This window comes from Paracoccus methylarcula (assembly GCF_003007735.2).
Classification (GTDB): domain Bacteria; phylum Pseudomonadota; class Alphaproteobacteria; order Rhodobacterales; family Rhodobacteraceae; genus Paracoccus; species Paracoccus methylarcula.
Window position 1 is genome coordinate 25,470 of record NZ_PXNQ02000002.1, and the last position, 15,916, is coordinate 41,385.

General features: G+C 63.2%; 20 protein-coding genes. 14 read left to right on the forward strand and 6 right to left on the reverse strand.

The window, feature by feature from the left end; translation table 11 throughout:
- Positions 1-21 precede the first annotated feature (21 nt).
- From A7A09_RS03280 to mdh, 5 genes are all read right to left on the reverse strand, one after another.
- Positions 22-378 (reverse strand): hypothetical protein, encoded by a 357-nt coding sequence (locus A7A09_RS03280; RefSeq protein ID WP_106690082.1) that lies wholly within the window; start codon positions 376-378, stop codon positions 22-24.
- A gap of 114 nt (positions 379-492) precedes the next feature.
- Positions 493-1,377, reverse strand: coding sequence for a succinate--CoA ligase subunit alpha (gene sucD, locus A7A09_RS03285; protein WP_106690083.1), 885 nt, complete (start codon positions 1,375-1,377; stop codon positions 493-495).
- Between the two features lie 54 nt (positions 1,378-1,431).
- Complete coding sequence (gene sucC, locus A7A09_RS03290; protein WP_106690084.1) at positions 1,432-2,625, reverse strand: ADP-forming succinate--CoA ligase subunit beta; 1,194 nt, start codon at positions 2,623-2,625, stop codon at positions 1,432-1,434.
- 193 nt (positions 2,626-2,818) lie between these two features.
- Positions 2,819-3,997 carry a hypothetical protein gene (locus A7A09_RS03295; RefSeq protein ID WP_123225471.1) on the reverse strand — a complete coding sequence of 393 codons (1,179 nt, stop codon included), beginning with the start codon at positions 3,995-3,997 and terminating at the stop codon, positions 2,819-2,821.
- Positions 3,998-4,070: 73 nt separating this feature from the next.
- Positions 4,071-5,033 (reverse strand): malate dehydrogenase, encoded by a 963-nt coding sequence (gene mdh / locus A7A09_RS03300; protein ID WP_106690086.1) that lies wholly within the window; start codon positions 5,031-5,033, stop codon positions 4,071-4,073.
- Between the two features lie 147 nt (positions 5,034-5,180).
- Between mdh and A7A09_RS03305 the strand changes: the two genes are divergently transcribed.
- The 14 genes from A7A09_RS03305 (at position 5,181) to A7A09_RS03370 (ending at position 15,164) form a co-directional block, all read left to right on the forward strand.
- Positions 5,181-5,930 (forward strand): sulfite exporter TauE/SafE family protein, encoded by a 750-nt coding sequence (locus A7A09_RS03305; protein WP_106690087.1) that lies wholly within the window; start codon positions 5,181-5,183, stop codon positions 5,928-5,930.
- Between the two features lie 81 nt (positions 5,931-6,011).
- Positions 6,012-6,866, forward strand: coding sequence for an HpcH/HpaI aldolase/citrate lyase family protein (locus tag A7A09_RS03310; RefSeq protein WP_106690088.1), 855 nt, complete (start codon positions 6,012-6,014; stop codon positions 6,864-6,866).
- Positions 6,867-6,908: 42 nt separating this feature from the next.
- Positions 6,909-7,457 (forward strand): NnrU family protein, encoded by a 549-nt coding sequence (locus A7A09_RS03315; protein WP_106690089.1) that lies wholly within the window; start codon positions 6,909-6,911, stop codon positions 7,455-7,457.
- A gap of 1 nt (position 7,458) precedes the next feature.
- Positions 7,459-7,665, forward strand: a complete 207-nt coding sequence (locus A7A09_RS03320) for a DUF1737 domain-containing protein (RefSeq protein WP_106690090.1) — start codon at positions 7,459-7,461, stop codon at positions 7,663-7,665.
- Positions 7,662-8,696 (forward strand): MaoC family dehydratase, encoded by a 1,035-nt coding sequence (locus A7A09_RS03325; protein WP_106690091.1) that lies wholly within the window; start codon positions 7,662-7,664, stop codon positions 8,694-8,696. Before A7A09_RS03320 ends, A7A09_RS03325 begins: the two co-directional genes overlap by 4 nt.
- A 258-nt stretch (positions 8,697-8,954) precedes the next feature.
- Positions 8,955-9,347 carry a succinate dehydrogenase, cytochrome b556 subunit gene (gene sdhC / locus A7A09_RS03330; protein ID WP_106690413.1) on the forward strand — a complete coding sequence of 131 codons (393 nt, stop codon included), beginning with the start codon at positions 8,955-8,957 and terminating at the stop codon, positions 9,345-9,347.
- A gap of 13 nt (positions 9,348-9,360) precedes the next feature.
- Complete coding sequence (locus tag A7A09_RS03335) at positions 9,361-9,747, forward strand: succinate dehydrogenase, hydrophobic membrane anchor protein (protein ID WP_106690092.1); 387 nt, start codon at positions 9,361-9,363, stop codon at positions 9,745-9,747.
- 7 nt (positions 9,748-9,754) lie between these two features.
- Complete coding sequence (gene sdhA, locus A7A09_RS03340) at positions 9,755-11,557, forward strand: succinate dehydrogenase flavoprotein subunit (RefSeq protein ID WP_106690093.1); 1,803 nt, start codon at positions 9,755-9,757, stop codon at positions 11,555-11,557.
- The gene (locus tag A7A09_RS03345) at positions 11,557-11,928 is read left to right on the forward strand and encodes a hypothetical protein (protein ID WP_106690094.1); all 372 of its coding nucleotides are present in this window, start codon (positions 11,557-11,559) and stop codon (positions 11,926-11,928) included. Before sdhA ends, A7A09_RS03345 begins: the two co-directional genes overlap by 1 nt.
- A complete protein-coding gene (locus A7A09_RS03350) occupies positions 11,895-12,248 on the forward strand; it encodes a hypothetical protein (RefSeq protein WP_245999114.1) in 354 nt (117 codons plus the stop codon). The genes A7A09_RS03345 and A7A09_RS03350 overlap by 34 nt, the downstream gene beginning before the upstream one ends.
- 5 nt (positions 12,249-12,253) lie before the next feature.
- Positions 12,254-13,111: a hypothetical protein gene (locus A7A09_RS03355; protein ID WP_106690095.1), complete on the forward strand. Its 858-nt coding sequence runs from the start codon at positions 12,254-12,256 to the stop codon at positions 13,109-13,111.
- A 12-nt stretch (positions 13,112-13,123) separates the two neighbouring features.
- Entirely contained in the window at positions 13,124-13,903 is a 780-nt protein-coding gene (locus A7A09_RS03360; protein ID WP_106690096.1) for a succinate dehydrogenase iron-sulfur subunit, read from the forward strand.
- Between the two features lie 388 nt (positions 13,904-14,291).
- Positions 14,292-14,735: an SRPBCC family protein gene (locus tag A7A09_RS03365; RefSeq protein WP_106690415.1), complete on the forward strand. Its 444-nt coding sequence runs from the start codon at positions 14,292-14,294 to the stop codon at positions 14,733-14,735.
- Between the two features lie 183 nt (positions 14,736-14,918).
- Positions 14,919-15,164 (forward strand): hypothetical protein, encoded by a 246-nt coding sequence (locus A7A09_RS03370; RefSeq protein ID WP_106690097.1) that lies wholly within the window; start codon positions 14,919-14,921, stop codon positions 15,162-15,164.
- A gap of 137 nt (positions 15,165-15,301) precedes the next feature.
- On the opposite strand, the gene A7A09_RS03375 is transcribed toward A7A09_RS03370, so the two are convergent.
- Complete coding sequence (locus tag A7A09_RS03375; protein ID WP_106690098.1) at positions 15,302-15,817, reverse strand: Lrp/AsnC family transcriptional regulator; 516 nt, start codon at positions 15,815-15,817, stop codon at positions 15,302-15,304.
- Positions 15,818-15,916: the final 99 nt, after the last annotated feature.

Sequence of the window (15,916 nt, forward strand, 5' to 3'; positions counted from 1 at the left end):
TCAGGGCAGAAGAAAAAGTTGTCAGGCACAGTAGATATCGATCATGGCGGCGCCAGGATCGGCATAGGGATCGATGCGGGGTACATGTTCGATGCGGGCGACCCTGCGGCTTTCGAGCCCGCAAAGCGCCCGCGCCGCGCCCTGATCGGCAGAGGCCGGGGCGCGGGCAGGATGGTAGATCAGCCGCCAGCCGTAATCGCGGCGGGCAACGGTGCGGACTGAATCGGGTGGAAGAGAGCTGGCCTCGTGCAGATCGGTCCGGGCGGGAATGCCCCCGGGCAGGACCAGATCGGTGGGCTTGCCGCCGCAAGCGGTCAGCGCCAGCATCGCGGCGAATGACAGCGGAGCGACGGAACGGGAATGCCATGCCGAACGCATTTCTGCGGGCTCCGCTTGCTGGGCCTCTGGTCCCTGTTCGTCCACGTCATGCCTCGCGCGGTGGTTGCCCCCGTGCCCCCCATAGTTAAATGGGGGGCACGGGCTGTCAATTCATCAGCTTCCGATGGCCTTCAGAACGGCTTCGCCCAAGCCCGCAGGGCTGTCGGCGACGACGATCCCGGCGCTTTTCATTGCCTCGATCTTGGATTCGGCGTCGCCCTTGCCGCCCGAGACGATCGCGCCGGCATGTCCCATGCGGCGGCCCGGAGGCGCGGTGCGGCCGGCGATGAAACCGGCGGTGGGCTTCCATTTGCCCTTCTTCTTCTGCTCGGCCAGGAATTCGGCGGCCTCTTCCTCGGCGCTGCCGCCGATTTCGCCGATCATGATGATCGATTCGGTCTCGTCATCGTCGAGGAACATTTGCAGCACGTCGATATGCTCCATCCCCTTGATCGGGTCGCCGCCGATGCCCACGGCGCTGGACTGGCCAAGGCCGACATCCGAGGTCTGCTTGACCGCCTCGTAGGTCAGCGTGCCCGAGCGCGAGACCACGCCGACCGAGCCGCGCTTGAAGATGCTGCCGGGCATGATGCCGATCTTGCATTCGTCCGGCGTCATGATGCCGGGGCAGTTCGGGCCGATCAGCTTCGAGGCGCTGCCTTCGAGCGCGCGCTTGACCCGCATCATGTCCAGCACCGGGATGCCCTCGGTGATCGCGACGATCAGCGGGATCTCGGCATCGATCGCCTCAAGGATCGAGTCGGCGGCGAAGGGCGGCGGCACATAGATGGCCGTCGCGGTCGCACCGGTTTTCGCCACCGCCTCATGCACGGAGTTGAAGACCGGCAGGTCCAGATGCTCGGTCCCGCCCTTGCCGGGGGTCACGCCGCCGACCATCTGCGTGCCATAGGCGATCGCCTGTTCGGTGTGGAAGGTGCCCTGGGAGCCGGTGATCCCCTGGCAGATGACTTTGGTGTTCTTGTCTACGAGAATGGCCATTTCGTGGCGTCTCCGAATTTGCGAGAGTTTCGTTGAGTTCGTGGATCCGGGGAGTTACCCCTTCACTGCCTTCACGATCTTCTCGGCCCCGTCCTTGAGATCATCGGCGGCGATCACGTTCAGACCGCTTTCATTGATGATCTGCTTGCCCTTTTCGACATTGGTGCCTTCCAGACGCACGACCAGCGGCACCTGCAGTCCGACCTCCTTCACGGCGGTCACGATACCCTCGGCGATGATGTCGCAGCGCATGATGCCGCCAAAGATATTGACGAGGATGCCTTTGACATTCTGGTCGGAGGTGATGATCTTGAACGCCTCGGTCACCTTCTCGGTGGTGGCGCCGCCGCCGACATCGAGGAAGTTGGCGGGCTCGGCCCCGAACAGCTTGATGATGTCCATCGTCGCCATCGCAAGGCCGGCGCCGTTCACCATGCAGCCGATCTCGCCATCCAGCGCGATATAGTTCAGGTCGAATTTCGAGGCCGCCAGTTCCTTGGGGTCCTCCTCGGTCTCGTCGCGCAGCGCGATAATGTCCGAGTGGCGGTAAAGCGCGTTATTGTCGAAGCCCATCTTGGCGTCGAGGCATTTCAGGTTGCCGTCCTTGGTCACGATCAGCGGGTTGATCTCCAGCATCTCCATGTCCTTCTCGATGAACATGCGATACAGGTTGCGGATCAGCGCCACGCATTGCTTGACCTGCGGGCCTTGCAGCCCGAGGGCGAAGGCCACGCGGCGGCCATGGAAATCCGACAGGCCCGAGGCGGGATCGACGCTGAAGCTGACGATCTTGTCGGGGGTGCTTGCCGCCACCTCCTCGATATCCATGCCGCCCTCGGTCGAGGCGACGAAGCTGACGCGTGAGGTGCCGCGATCAACCAGCAGGGCGAGATACAGTTCACGCTCGATATCCGAGCCGTCCTCGATATAGATGCGGTTGACCTGTTTGCCCGCGGGGCCGGTCTGATGGGTGACCAGCGTGCGGCCCAGCATCTGGCGGGTCAGCTCCTCGGCCTCGGCGACGGATTTGGCCAGCCGCACGCCGCCCTTGTCGCCCGCCGCCGCTTCCTTGAACGAACCCTTGCCGCGGCCGCCGGCATGGATCTGCGCCTTGACCACCCAAAGCGGGCCGTCCAGCTCGCCCGCGGCGGATTTGGCCTCGTCGGCCTTCATCACCACGCGGCCGTCACTGACCGGCGCGCCAAATTCGCGCAGCAGCGCCTTGGCCTGATATTCATGAATATTCATCGCGACCCCCTCGTCGGTTCAGCAGATTTGTCCAAAGTCTTGGCACAGCTTTCTGCAGGTATGAACCGTTTTTCTGGGAAAATGGGTAAAATTGCACGGAATGCTACCTTTGTGATCACGGCAATTCGGCATGTGATCACAAAGATGGGCGGGAGGCGATTCCCGCAGCGCTAACATCGGGCGGCGACCGCTTTCAGTTGAACAGGACCATGTAGAGACCCGCGCGTCCGCCGAAGATCCCGGTAAAATCCCGCCAGGCATCGCGGCTGACTGTCTTGCCCATTCGGGCATGGGGCAGGGCGGCGCTACCCTGGGTCCAGCCGACCAGGTCGACGGGCTGCGGATCGTCAAGCCAGTGTTTCAGGTCAATCCCGTGGCCGGGCGCGAAACGCCAATAGGGGATCAGGCGCTCGCCGTCCAGAACCTGTTCGGCATCCTCCAGCACGGCCAGCCATGTCCTGCCGGCCCCTTTCGGGATATCGAAACCAAGTGCCGCCTTCTGGTTGTCGCCGGGGATCCATTCGCGGTCGTCGTCGGTTTCCGCGGCGATCATGGCCCAGAAACTCCGGTTGGCGTCGATCATGGCGTGAGCATGCTCGACGGCTTCGGCGATCCTGTCCTTGTCGGGCTGGTGCCGCAATGTCTGAATGACCACCGCGACGCGATCGATCACGGGGCCGAAATACCGCGCCTCGGAATCGAAGGCCGGATCGGGTTGCGGATCGTCGGGCATCGTTGCGAATTGTTCGCGCAGGGTCTCGTCCAACTCGATCTTTCCTGCCAGCGCCGGTTCGGGATCGAAGGCGAGGATCAGTGCGGTCGCCACCTCGATAAGATGCGTATAGGCGCGCAACCACTCGGCATCGGCAGTATCGAAACGGATTTCGCCGTCAACACCCTCGGGAAGCGGCATCAGGGTGAGATCCAGCAATCCTTCGGACGGGCCGCGCTGGCCGTCCGCATCGACATCGAGCCACAAATCCGGCAGGCGCAGGACCAGGGCGGCCTCGTCATCCCGCAGGATCTCACGGGTCGATTGCATGGAAGCCGACAGATCGGCGGCAAGCCCGTTGAGGAAATCCGCGCGCATCGGTTCGGGTGCGGGATTGCCGGGCAGCGATGTGCCCAGGATCGGAGCGGGGATGAGCGGTTCTGTCGCGCCGATCCGCCAGCGGGCCTGATAGGCGGCCTCGATACCGGACAGGAACCGCACCGCCGCCAGCGCCATGTCGCGGTCGGGCGAGGCCGGAGATGCCTCAAGCTCCGCCCCGGCGGCACTTAGCCCTTTCTCGGCGATCAAGGCCGAGGTGGTCGTGTCATCCGCCATGGCGGGCGCGGTGCTCAGCAACAGAGCGGCGAGGAAATGGCGCATGAAATGGTCCTGCAAATGAAAAACGGCACGCCGATGGTGGCGCGCCGTTCCATTATTCGCAAGAGCCGGGTTTTCAGGCCAGCGAGCTGTCGATGCCCTTGCAAGCGTCGACCAGACCCTTCACGGCATCGACGGATTTGTCGAACATCGCCTGTTCGTCCTTGTCCATCTTGATGTCGATGACCTTCTCGACCCCATTCGCGCCGATCACGGTGGGCACGCCGACATAAAGACCCTTCAGCCCATAGGCGCCGTCCACATATGCCGCGCAGGGCAGGACGCGCTTCTGGTCCTTGAGATAGGCCTCGGCCATCTCGATGGCGCTGGTGGCGGGAGCGTAGAAGGCGCTGCCGGTTTTCAGCAAGCCGACGATCTCGGCACCGCCGTCGCGGGTGCGCTGCACGATGGCGTCGAGTTTCTCCTGGGTGGTCCAGCCCATCTTGACCAGGTCGGGCAGGGGAATGCCGGCAACGGTCGAGTAACGGGTCAGCGGCACCATGGTGTCGCCATGGCCGCCCAGCACGAAGGCCGACACGTCTTTCATCGAGACGCCGAATTCCAGCGACAGGAAATGCCGGAAGCGGGCCGAGTCGAGCACGCCGGCCATGCCGCAGACCTTGTTGCGGGGCAGGCCGCTGAACTGGCGCAGCGCCCAGACCATCGCGTCCAGCGGGTTGGTGATGCAGATGACGAAGGCGTCGGGCGCGTGGGTCTTGATGCCCTCGCCGACCGCTTTCATGACTTTCAGGTTGATGCCCAGCAGGTCGTCGCGGCTCATCCCCGGCTTGCGGGGAACACCCGCCGTCACGATGCAGACATCGGCGCCCGCGATGTCGGCATAGTCATTGGTGCCCTTCAGGCTGGCGTCAAAGCCCTCGGCCGGGCCGGATTCGGCGATGTCCAGCGCCTTGCCCTGGGGAATGCCCTCGGCGATATCGAACAGAACGACGTCGCCCAGTTCCTTCATCGCAGCCAGATGTGCCAGCGTGCCGCCGATCTGCCCCGCACCGATGAGTGCGATTTTAGGTCGGGCCATGAGTAACCTCCGATATGGTGGGTGTTTGCTGCGGGGTGGTTAGAACGTTGCCGTGCGAATCGCAAGCCTAAGCCGCAGTCATGCTTGACCACAGGTTGCGCCGCGACTACCGCCAGCCGCGATAGAACAGCCTGGAGGAGAGGGGAGATGCTACAGTTGTCTACCGAGGGTTGGCTGCTGGCCATCCTGGCCTCGATGGCGATTGGGCTGGCCAAGGGCGGGCTGGCCATGGTCGCGATCCTGGCCGTGCCGATCCTGTCACTGGTGATGTCCCCGGTGCAGGCGGCGGGGTTGATGCTGCCGGTCTATATCGCGTCCGATGTCGGTGGATTGCTGGCCTTCCGGCGTGATTTCGACCGGCGCGTCCTGCTGACCTCGCTGCCCGGAGCGGTTCTCGGCATCGGCTTCGGATGGGCCACGGCGCATGTCGTGCCCGACCGGGGCGTGACCATGATCGTGGGGTTGATCGGCCTTGCCTTCGCGCTGAACGCCCTGGTCCGGCCCGATCTGTCGGCCGAGCCGCGGCAACCATCGTCCAGGCGAGGCAGTCTCTGGGGGGCGCTGGCCGGCTATACCAGCTTTGTCAGCCATTCCGGCGGGCCGCCCTATCAGGTCTATGTGCAGCCGCTTCGCCTGCCCACGGTGATCTTCGCGGGAACCACGACATGGTTCTTTGCCGTCGTGAATTGGGTCAAGCTGATTCCCTATGCCGCCCTTGGCCAATTGTCGCTTGCCAATCTGAAGGTGGCGGCGATCCTCACGCCTGTCGCGCTGGTCTCGGTCTGGATCGGCTTGCGGCTGGTGCGGATCATCCCGCAGGCGCTGTTCTACAGGCTGATCACATGGGGGCTGCTCGCGGTGTCGCTGCGGCTGATCTGGCAGGCCCTGACCGGGTGATGCCGCAGCGCAGCAAATTTCTTCTTGCCATTTCTGGCGCCTCAAGGCAGTTTCGCGCAAGAAAGTTGCCCGGAGGATTTCATGGCCCGCCCTTACCGTTCCGTTCTCTACATCCCCACGGCCAATACGCGCGCGATGGAAAAGGCGCAGAACCTGGCCGCGGATGCGATCATTTTCGACATGGAGGACGCGGTCACCCCCGGCGAGAAGGCACTCGCGCGGGAATATCTGGCAGAGGCGTTGACCAGCCATGATTACGGCGCGCGAGCCCGAATCGTACGGATCAACGGGCTGGCAACGGAATGGGGCGAGGATGATGCGCGGAACTGTGCCACCGCGCTGAAAGACAGGATCGATGCCGTGCTGGTTCCCAAGGTGGATTGCGCCGCCGATCTGGACAGGGTGGCGGCGCTGGTCCCCGATACCCCGCTCTGGGCGATGATGGAGACGCCCCTGGGCATGCTGAATGCCGCCGAAATCGCGGCGCATCCCCGGCTGGAAGGGATGGTCATGGGTACGAATGACCTGGCCAAGGAGCTGAACAGCCGCTTTCGCCCGGACCGCCTGCCGATGCAGGCGGGGCTGGGGCTGTGCCTGCTGGCCGCCAAGGCGCAGGGCAAGCTGATCGTCGATGGTGTCTATAACGCCTTCAAGGATGATGACGGGCTGCGGGCCGAATGCGAGCAGGGCCGCGACATGGGGTTCGACGGCAAGACCCTGATCCATCCGGCGCAACTGGCCGTCACCAACGAGGTCTTTGCGCCGACCGAGGCCGAGATCGAGCTTGCGCGCCGCCAGATCGAGGCATTCGAGGCCGTCACCGCCCAGGGCAAGGGCGTGGCCGTGGTCGATGGCAGTATCGTCGAGAACCTGCATGTCGATACCGCCCGCAAGACGCTCGACCGCGCCGAGGCGATTGCAGCCATGGCCGGATGATGCCAAAGTGAATGGGATTCACATCCAGCGAAAGGAAGCAAGATGCTGATCCTGATTCTTGGCGTGGCCCTGTGGTGGGGCGCGCATCTTTTCAAACGCCTGGCCCCCGAACGTCGCGAGGCGATGGGCGATCGCGGCAGGGGCCTGGTGGCCGGGCTGCTGCTCTTGTCGGTGATCCTGATGATCTGGGGCTACAGGATTTCGGACGGACCTTATTGGTGGGGGCGCAGCGGGGCCCTGGTCGGTATGAACAACCTGCTGGTATTGATCGCGTTCTATCTTTTCGCGGCAGCCGGCATGAAGACCCGCGTGACCGCTTACCTGCGCCATCCGCAACTGGTCGGCTTCTCGCTCTGGGCGGTGGCGCATCTGCTGGTCAATGGCGACCTGCCTTCCTTCATCCTGTTCGGCGGATTGCTGGTCTGGGCGCTGGCCGAGATCGTCGTCATCAACCGCGACAGCGCATGGACACCGCCGACTGGCCCTTTCCCGGCCCGCAAGGAAGTCATGGCGGTTGTCGGGGCCATCGTGGTCATGGCCGTCGTCGCAATCTTGCACGGTTGGGTCGGACCCCAGCCATATGGAGCCTGACATGAGCACGATCTACCGCCTGCTGACCGAGGACGACACCTCTGCCTTCTGTCACAAGGTCAGCGACGCATTGGCAAAGGGCTGGCAATTGCATGGCAGCCCCTCGATCTCCTTCGATGCGGCGCGGGGCGTGATGCGCTGCGCGCAGGCCGTCACCAAGGAGGTCGAGGCCGATTACCACCCCGAGATGAAACTGGGACAGCAATGACGAAAACCAATCCGGGCCGTTTCTTCGAAGATTATCAAACTGGTCAGGTGATCCGCCACGCGGTTCCCCGCACCGTTTCGGGCGGCGAGAGGGCCTTGTATCACGCGCTGTATCCGGCGCGTCACGCCCTGGCCTCGTCGGATGAATTCGCGCGGGCCTGCGGGCTGAAGGCCGCGCCACTGGATGACCTGATCGCCTTTCACATCGTCTTCGGCAAGACGGTCCCGGATGTCAGCCTGAACGCCGTTGCCAATCTCGGTTACGCCGAGGGGCGCTGGCTCAGGCCGGTCTGGCCGGGGGATACGATCCGTTCGGAATCCGAGGTGATCGGGCTCAAGCAGAACTCGAACGGCAAGACCGGCGTGGTCTGGGTGCGCACGCGCGGCCTGAACCAGTCGGGCGAGTCGGTCATGGAATATGTCCGTTGGGTGATGGTGCGCAAGCGCGACCCGGAGGCCCCGGCGCCCGAGACGGTCGTCCCCGAGCTTGCAGAGGTGGTCGATGCCAGCGGTCTCGTTATTCCAAGCGAGTTGAATTTTTCCGCATATGATTTTGAACTTGCGGGTGAAAATCACAGGTGGGGTGACTACGAAATCGGCGAGAGGATCGATCATGTCGATGGCGTCACCATCGAGGAGGCCGAGCATATGCTGGCCACGCGCCTGTGGCAGAACACCGCCAAGGTGCATTTCGACGCCACCAATCGCGAGGATGGCAAGCGGCTGATCTATGGCGGCCATGTCATCAGCATGGCGCGCGCGCTCAGTTTCAACGGGCTCGCCAACGCGCAGATGGTCGTGGCTCTGAACGCGGGCGCCCATGCCAATCCCTGTTTCGCGGGCGATACGGTGCGGGCCTGGTCCGAGGTGCTGGACAAGGCCGAGACTGCCGCACCGGGCGTGGGAGCAATCCGCTTGCGGCTGGTGGCGACCAAGGGCGACAGCGGCGATTTCGTGCTGAAGGGCGAGGACGGCAAATACGCGCCAGAGGTTCTGCTGGATCTGGATTACTGGGCGTTGATGCCGGTTTGAATCGGATGGCCGGTTCTGCGATCACTCGCTTCGGGGTGAAGAGCCTGACGGATTTTCTTGGTTTGCCGTTTCATGTGATCACACATGCGGCATGCGTGATCACAATTCCGGAAATCCGCTAAAATTGCGCCCAAGGACTGGCATAAGCTGGTGACAGATGGCAAGAATGCGGCCAGACACACTGCCAAACGCCAGCCCGAGCGGCCAGCCAAGCGCCTGCGACGGGATCAGTTCGAACCGACAGAGGAGGCCCGTATCATGGCCGATGTGAACCGGGGTAACCGGCCGCTATCCCCCCATCTTCAGGTTTACAAGCTGCCGATCGCGGCAGTCACGTCGATCCTGACCCGGGCGACCGGCCACGCGCTTGTCGCCGGCATCCTGCTGCTGGTCTGGTGGCTGGTCGCAGCGGTCAGCGGGCCGGGCGCCTTCGCCGCCGCCGATTGGGTGATGCGGTCCTGGCTGGGCTTTCTGATCCTGACCGGCTCTGCCTGGGCGCTGTGGTATCACCTGCTCGCGGGCATCCGCCACCTGTTCTACGACGCCGGTTACATGCTGGAAATCGAGCAGGCGGAAAAATCCTCCTGGGCGATCATTATCGGCTCGGTCGTGCTGACCCTGCTGACCCTGATCCTGTTCTTCATTTTCTGAGGCGAGGGAAAAGATGCGTTACATAACCCCCCGCAAGGCCGCCACCGGACTTGGTTCGACCCGCTCCGGCACCGCCGATCACTGGGCCATGACCGTCAGCGCATGGGCGCTGCTGATCCTGACCCCGTTCTTCATGATCACTGTTGGCGGCGCCATCGGCCTGCCCCGCGAAGAGCTGATCGCCCATTTCGGACGCCCATGGCCGGGGATCGTCACCGCGCTTTTCGTGATCGTGGGCATGGTCCATTTCATGAAGGGCACCCGGATCATGATCGACGATTATTTCCAGCATAGTGCACGCAAGGCGGCGATCATCGTCTCGGTGATCTTTGGCTGGGCCGTCATCGCGGCGGCGGTCTTCGCTCTGGCGAAGATGGCACTTTTCACCATTGCGATCTGAGGACATCATGGCTGCATACGAAACCCAAACGCATGAATATGATGTGGTCGTGGTGGGCGCGGGCGGCGCCGGTCTGCGGGCCACCCTCGGCATGGCCGAGCAGGGGCTGCGCACGGCCTGCGTGACCAAGGTCTTCCCGACCCGCTCGCATACGGTGGCCGCGCAGGGCGGCATCGCCGCCTCGCTGTCCAACATGGGCCCCGACAACTGGCAGTGGCACATGTATGACACGGTCAAGGGCTCGGACTGGCTGGGCGATACCGACGCGATGGAATACCTGGCGCGCGAGGCGCCCAAGGCCGTATATGAGCTGGATCATTACGGCGTGCCTTTCAGCCGGACCGAGGACGGCACGATCTATCAGCGCCCCTTTGGCGGTCACACCACCGAATTCGGCGAAGGTCCCCCGGTGCAGCGCACCTGCGCCGCCGCCGACCGGACCGGCCACGCGATCCTGCACACGCTTTACGGCCAGTCGCTCAAGAACAACGCGGAATTCTTCATCGAATATTTCGCGCTGGACCTGATCATCACGGACGGGCGCTGCACCGGCGTGGTCTGCTGGCGGCTGGACGATGGCACGATCCATGTCTTCAACGCCAAGATGGTGGTGCTGGCCACCGGCGGCTATGGCCGTGCCTATTTCAGCGCGACCAGCGCCCATACCTGCACCGGCGACGGTGGCGGCATGGTGGCGCGCGCGGGGCTGCCGCTGCAGGACATGGAATTCGTCCAGTTCCATCCGACCGGCATCTATGGCTCGGGCTGCCTTATTACCGAAGGTGCGCGGGGCGAGGGCGGCTACCTGACCAATTCGGAAGGCGAGCGCTTCATGGAGCGTTATGCGCCGACCTACAAGGATCTGGCCAGCCGCGACGTGGTCAGCCGCTGCATGACCATGGAGATCCGCGAGGGCCGTGGCGTGGGCGAGCACAAGGACCATATCTTCCTGAACCTGATGCACCTGCCGCCCGAAACGCTGGCCGAACGCCTGCCGGGGATCAGCGAATCCGCCAAGATCTTCGCCGGGGTCGATGTGACCCGTGCACCGATCCCGGTGCTGCCGACGGTGCATTACAACATGGGCGGCATCCCCACGAATTACTGGGGCGAGGTGCTGAACCCGACCGAGGGTGATCCCGATGCTACCTTCCCCGGCCTGATGGCCGTGGGAGAGGCGGGCTGCGCCTCGGTCCACGGCGCCAACCGGCTTGGTTCGAACAGCCTGATCGACCTGGTGGTCTTCGGCCGGGCCGCCGCGATCCGGGCCGGGCAGGTGGTCGACCGCGCATCGAGCATACCTTCGACCAACCCGGAACAGGTGGACAAGGCGCTTGATCGGTTCGATGCGATCCGCAACGCCAGTGGCAGCACGTCGACCGCCGCCCTGCGTGACGAGATGCAGCGCACCATGCAGGCCGATGCCGCCGTGTTCCGGACCGACAAGACGCTGGCCGAGGGCGTCGGCAAGATGGAGGCCATCGCCGCCAAGCTGGACGATCTGCAGGTCACCGACCGCGGGCTGATCTGGAATACCGACCTGATGGAAACGCTGGAACTGACCAACCTGATGCCCAACGCGCTGGCCACCATCACCGCCGCCGAGGCGCGCAAGGAAAGCCGCGGCGCCCATGCGCATGAGGATTACCCCGAGCGGGATGATGCCAACTGGCGCAAGCATTCGCTTGCAAGGGTCGAGGGGAACAAGGTTAAACTGGATTATCGCCCCGTGCATCTGGAGCCGCTGACAAAGGCCGAGGATGGTGGGATCGACCTGAAGAAGATTGCTCCTAAGAAGAGGGTTTACTGATGCGTTTCAAATCTTTCGCCGGAATTTCCGTCGTCGCGCTTGCGCTTGCGGGTTGTGCGGTCAACACACCGCTCCCCGGCACGGGGCCAACCGCGCCCACCACGGCTCCTGCCGCGCCGACCACGCTCGATGCCGCCTCGCGGCAGGTCGCGCGCAATGTCATCAATTCAGAGATGGAGAAACGGCTGCCGGGGGCCAATGTCGCTCCCTATACCGATTGCGTGGTGAATAACGCGACCACCGCCGAACTGATCGACATCGCCCAGGCTGCCCGTTCCGGGGTGTCGGGAACCGCCGACAGCGTCGCCAGCATCGTGTCGCGCCCGGCGACCACGCAATGCATTTCCGCCGCCGCGAATACGACAGCCTGATGCAGGCAAGGCATCGCGCATTCGGCTTGTTGCTGCTTCTTGGGGGGCTGGCCGCCTGCGGCCCGATCCCCGTTGACCGGGCGGAACGAAGCTGCCTGCGCGATGCCGAACTGGCTGGCCGCCCGCGCGGCGAGGTGGCCATCGGCGCGATCGGTGGCGGCAGCGGGGGAACCCGTGCCGCCGGCCGTGTCGAGCTCGAGATTTCTTCCGACTATATCCTTGGACGGGATCCGTCGGATGTGTTCAACCGCTGTGTGCTGCGCAAATCGGGACAGATGCCGACGCGGGTTCTGGCCGATCAGCCCGGCTGGCGTGGATAGGTGACATGGTTTCGAAGGGTGAACAACAGCAGGGCCGGACAGGCAAGCGCCGCCTGATCGTGCATGTCGGCGTTCAGAAAACCGGCAGCACCTCGATCCAGCGGCACCTGGGACGCAATGCGAAAGCGCTGTCGGATCGCCTTGTCGTCCGCACGCCTGACGAGGGCACCCCGATGCGCCCCCTGGGCCGTGCCGCGGTCAATTTCAGTCTCAGAAGCGAATCCGGCGATGCGGAAGCCGCGCTGAAGATCGCGCTGGACGATGTGCTGGATACATTGCCCGCCAATGATCTGCCGGTGCTGCTGAGCCATGAGAACCTGGCCGGGGCGATGCCCGGCAATGGCGGCGAAACCCGTCTTTACCCGGCCTTGCCGCAAATCGTCTCGCTCATTCGGGGCCATGCGAAAGATTTCGATACCGATTTCGTCTATTACAGCCGCAGGATGAATGCGTGGAAATCCAGTGTCTGGGCTCAGGCGGTCCGCACCGATGGCTATACGCGCCGGGAAGAGGAATTCATGCTTGAGACCGCGGAACTGCCCGGATGGGGCGATCTGCACCGGCGGCTGGTCGAGGCGGTGGGGGGCAAGCGCGTGACCCGTTTCAAGCTGGAGGATGAACCCGAAGCCGAAAGGCCCGGCCGGCAGTTGCTTCTCCATGCGGGGCTGAGCGATGCCGAGATCGATGCGCTGCAGCCGCTCGAAGGGCCATCGATGTCGCGGCTGAACGATGCGTCGACGGAATTCCTGCGGCATCTCAACAGCCTGAATATCAACCCGCATGCGCGCGGCAAGGTGGCCGACCTGGTCGTCCGCACGCAATCCCTGTTCAATGCCGACCACCGGCCCGAAGGCACTCTTTGAAAGGAGCAACCCATGGTCCAGTTTACCCTGCCCAAAAACAGCCAGATCCGAGTCGGCAAGACCTGGCCCAGGCCCGAGGGTGCCACCAATGTCAAGAAATTCCAGATCTATCGTTGGGAGCCGGAGACGGGTGAAAACCCGCGGCTGGACACCTATTTCGTCGATCTGGACAAATGCGGACCGATGGTCCTGGACGCCCTGATCAAGATCAAGAACGAGATCGACCCGACGCTGTCCTTCCGCCGCTCCTGCCGCGAGGGGATCTGCGGTTCCTGCGCGATGAATATTGGCGGCGGCAACCATCTGGCCTGTATCTACGGCATCGACGAGATCGGCGGGGATATCGCCATCTATCCGCTGCCGCATATGCCGGTGGTCAAGGATCTGATCCCCGACCTGACGCATTTCTATGCCCAGCATGCCAGCGTGAACCCCTATCTGATCACCAAATCCCCCACGCCGGGGAAAGAGTGGAAGCAGTCGATCGAGGATCGCAAGAAGCTGGACGGGTTGTATGAATGTATCCTTTGCGCCTCCTGTTCGACGGCATGCCCGAGCTATTGGTGGAATGGCGACCGCTACCTGGGGCCGGCCGCGCTGCTTCACGCCTATCGCTGGATCATCGATTCCCGCGACGAGGCGACCGGGGAACGGCTGGACGAGCTTGAGGATCCCTTCAAGCTGTATCGTTGCCATACGATCATGAACTGCACGAATACCTGTCCGAAAGGGCTGAACCCGGCCAAGGCCATCGCCTCGATCAAGCATATGATGGTTGATCGGATGGTTTGACCCGGTCCTTCGGGGCTGTTCGGCCCCGGGAACCAGGGGAAGATCGGCGCATTCCCGTGAGCCGGATGTTTTTCCGGTGCAATTTGCTTTCGCGCGGCGGATCTCGTGATCCCCGCGCCTGGTGTTTATGCGCGGGCCGGGACAGGGCCGCTATTCCCTTTTGACACCGCTGCCACAGCTTGCGAAGGGGGAGGCAAATTTCAGGTTGATTAAATACCGACTGGTTGGTATTGTTTTCTGCAGGGAGATGCGAAACGCTCCGGGATTCGATCCCATTAACCGGGCCGAACCCACCGAGCCTTCAGCCGTCTTCATCGATACCGGGCAGAGCCTTTCGATCGGAAGGCGAGTGCTCGGCTCAAGTGAAACCAGACCCGAGGGGGATATCATGCCCAGCACCATCCAATTGCACCGCGTCATCGCGGCCAAACCCGAAAAGATCTATCGTGCGTTCCTGGAACCGGACGCGGTTGCAAGCTGGCTGCCGCCATTCGGCTTTCTCTGCACGGTGCATGAGCTGGAACCGAAGGTGGGCGGCGGTCACCGGATGTCATTTCGCAATTTCACCACCGGGCAAGGTCACTCTTTCGGTGGCACCTATCTGGAACTCGTGCCGGGGGAGCGTCTTGTCTATACCGACAGTTTCGACGACCCCAACCTGCCGGGCGAGATGAAGGTCACCGTCACATTGACGGCCGTCTCGGTCGGCACCGAGATCGAGATCCGGCAGGAAGGCGTGCCGGACGTGATCCCCCGCGAGGCCTGCTATCTCGGCTGGCAGGAAAGCCTGCGCAAGCTTGCAAGGCTCGTCGAGCCGGAAATCAACCAATAGGCGCGAAGGGGAAGGGAAACGTCTCGGCCGCCGTTCATCCCTTGTCTGAAAGGGGAGAGTAGGCGGATCATCTCCGGGGCATTCCCGCCGTCCTGTGTCGCATTCATGCGACAGTCCCGGCGCCATTGATCGCGGGAAGGCAACCATTGCTTGCATAATCGCGTTTGAAGGCGGGAGGATGAAATGGAGGAGGAACTGAAAATGCGAGAGATCGGACGCATCAATTGCGAGGATATTGACCACAATCCCTACATGGTTGTCAAGCTTCGGGAGGCTGTCTCCCTCACGCCGATGGGCGGAAGGCGGCAACAGATGGACGGGGGCTATGAATACAGGCTTTCCAATGGAAGTCCGGCCACGCCCGTTGGTCCAGGCGATAAATGCTTCAAGGTCGCCGGAAGCGGAACGATCATCCAGCGGAAAGGCTGATGGCCACGCGCTGCAGCCCCCCATACCGACCCGTGCCGGGCGGATTTGTCTGACGGCGAACAGACCATTGCCCGGCTGCCCGCCGCCCGGACCGGTCGGCTGCGGCCCCCCGGGTTCGACCAAAGCTCTCCGCCGGATCAGCGCCCGGTTTCCGGGATCGGCAATGCGCTGGTCGATTTGATCTCCTCCATCGACAGCAGGGCGGTGACATTGTGGATTTTCACCTCGCCGATCAGTGATTGGTAGAACCGGTCATAGGCCCGCGCGTTCCTGACCTGCACTTTCAGAATGTAATCGATATCGCCGGCCAGCCGATGCGCCTCGATCACCTCGGGCCGTTCGCGCAGCGCCTGCAGGAACCGCGCCGCCCAGTCCTTGTCATGCTCGCTGGTGCGGATCAGCACGAAGAAGCAGGCCTCCAGCCCCAATGCCTGCGGGTCCAGTATCGCCACCTGCCGGCGGATCACCCCGGCCTCGCGCAGCTTGCGGATACGGTTCCAGACCGGGGTCTTCGAGGCGCCCACCCGGTCGGCTATCTGGTCCAGCGACAGGCTGGCATCCTTCTGCAGCAGGGACAGGATTTTGCGATCCACCTCGTCGAGGCGGACGGTTGTTTGTGCTGTGCCTGTGTCTTGCGACGTTTTTTCCGCCATGATCTGTCCTCCGAACCGTTCATCCTTATTTTTCCGACCCTATCGCAAAGATCCAGAACAAAATTCTATATTGAGGGTACCAACGGAAAGGTCCGAAAG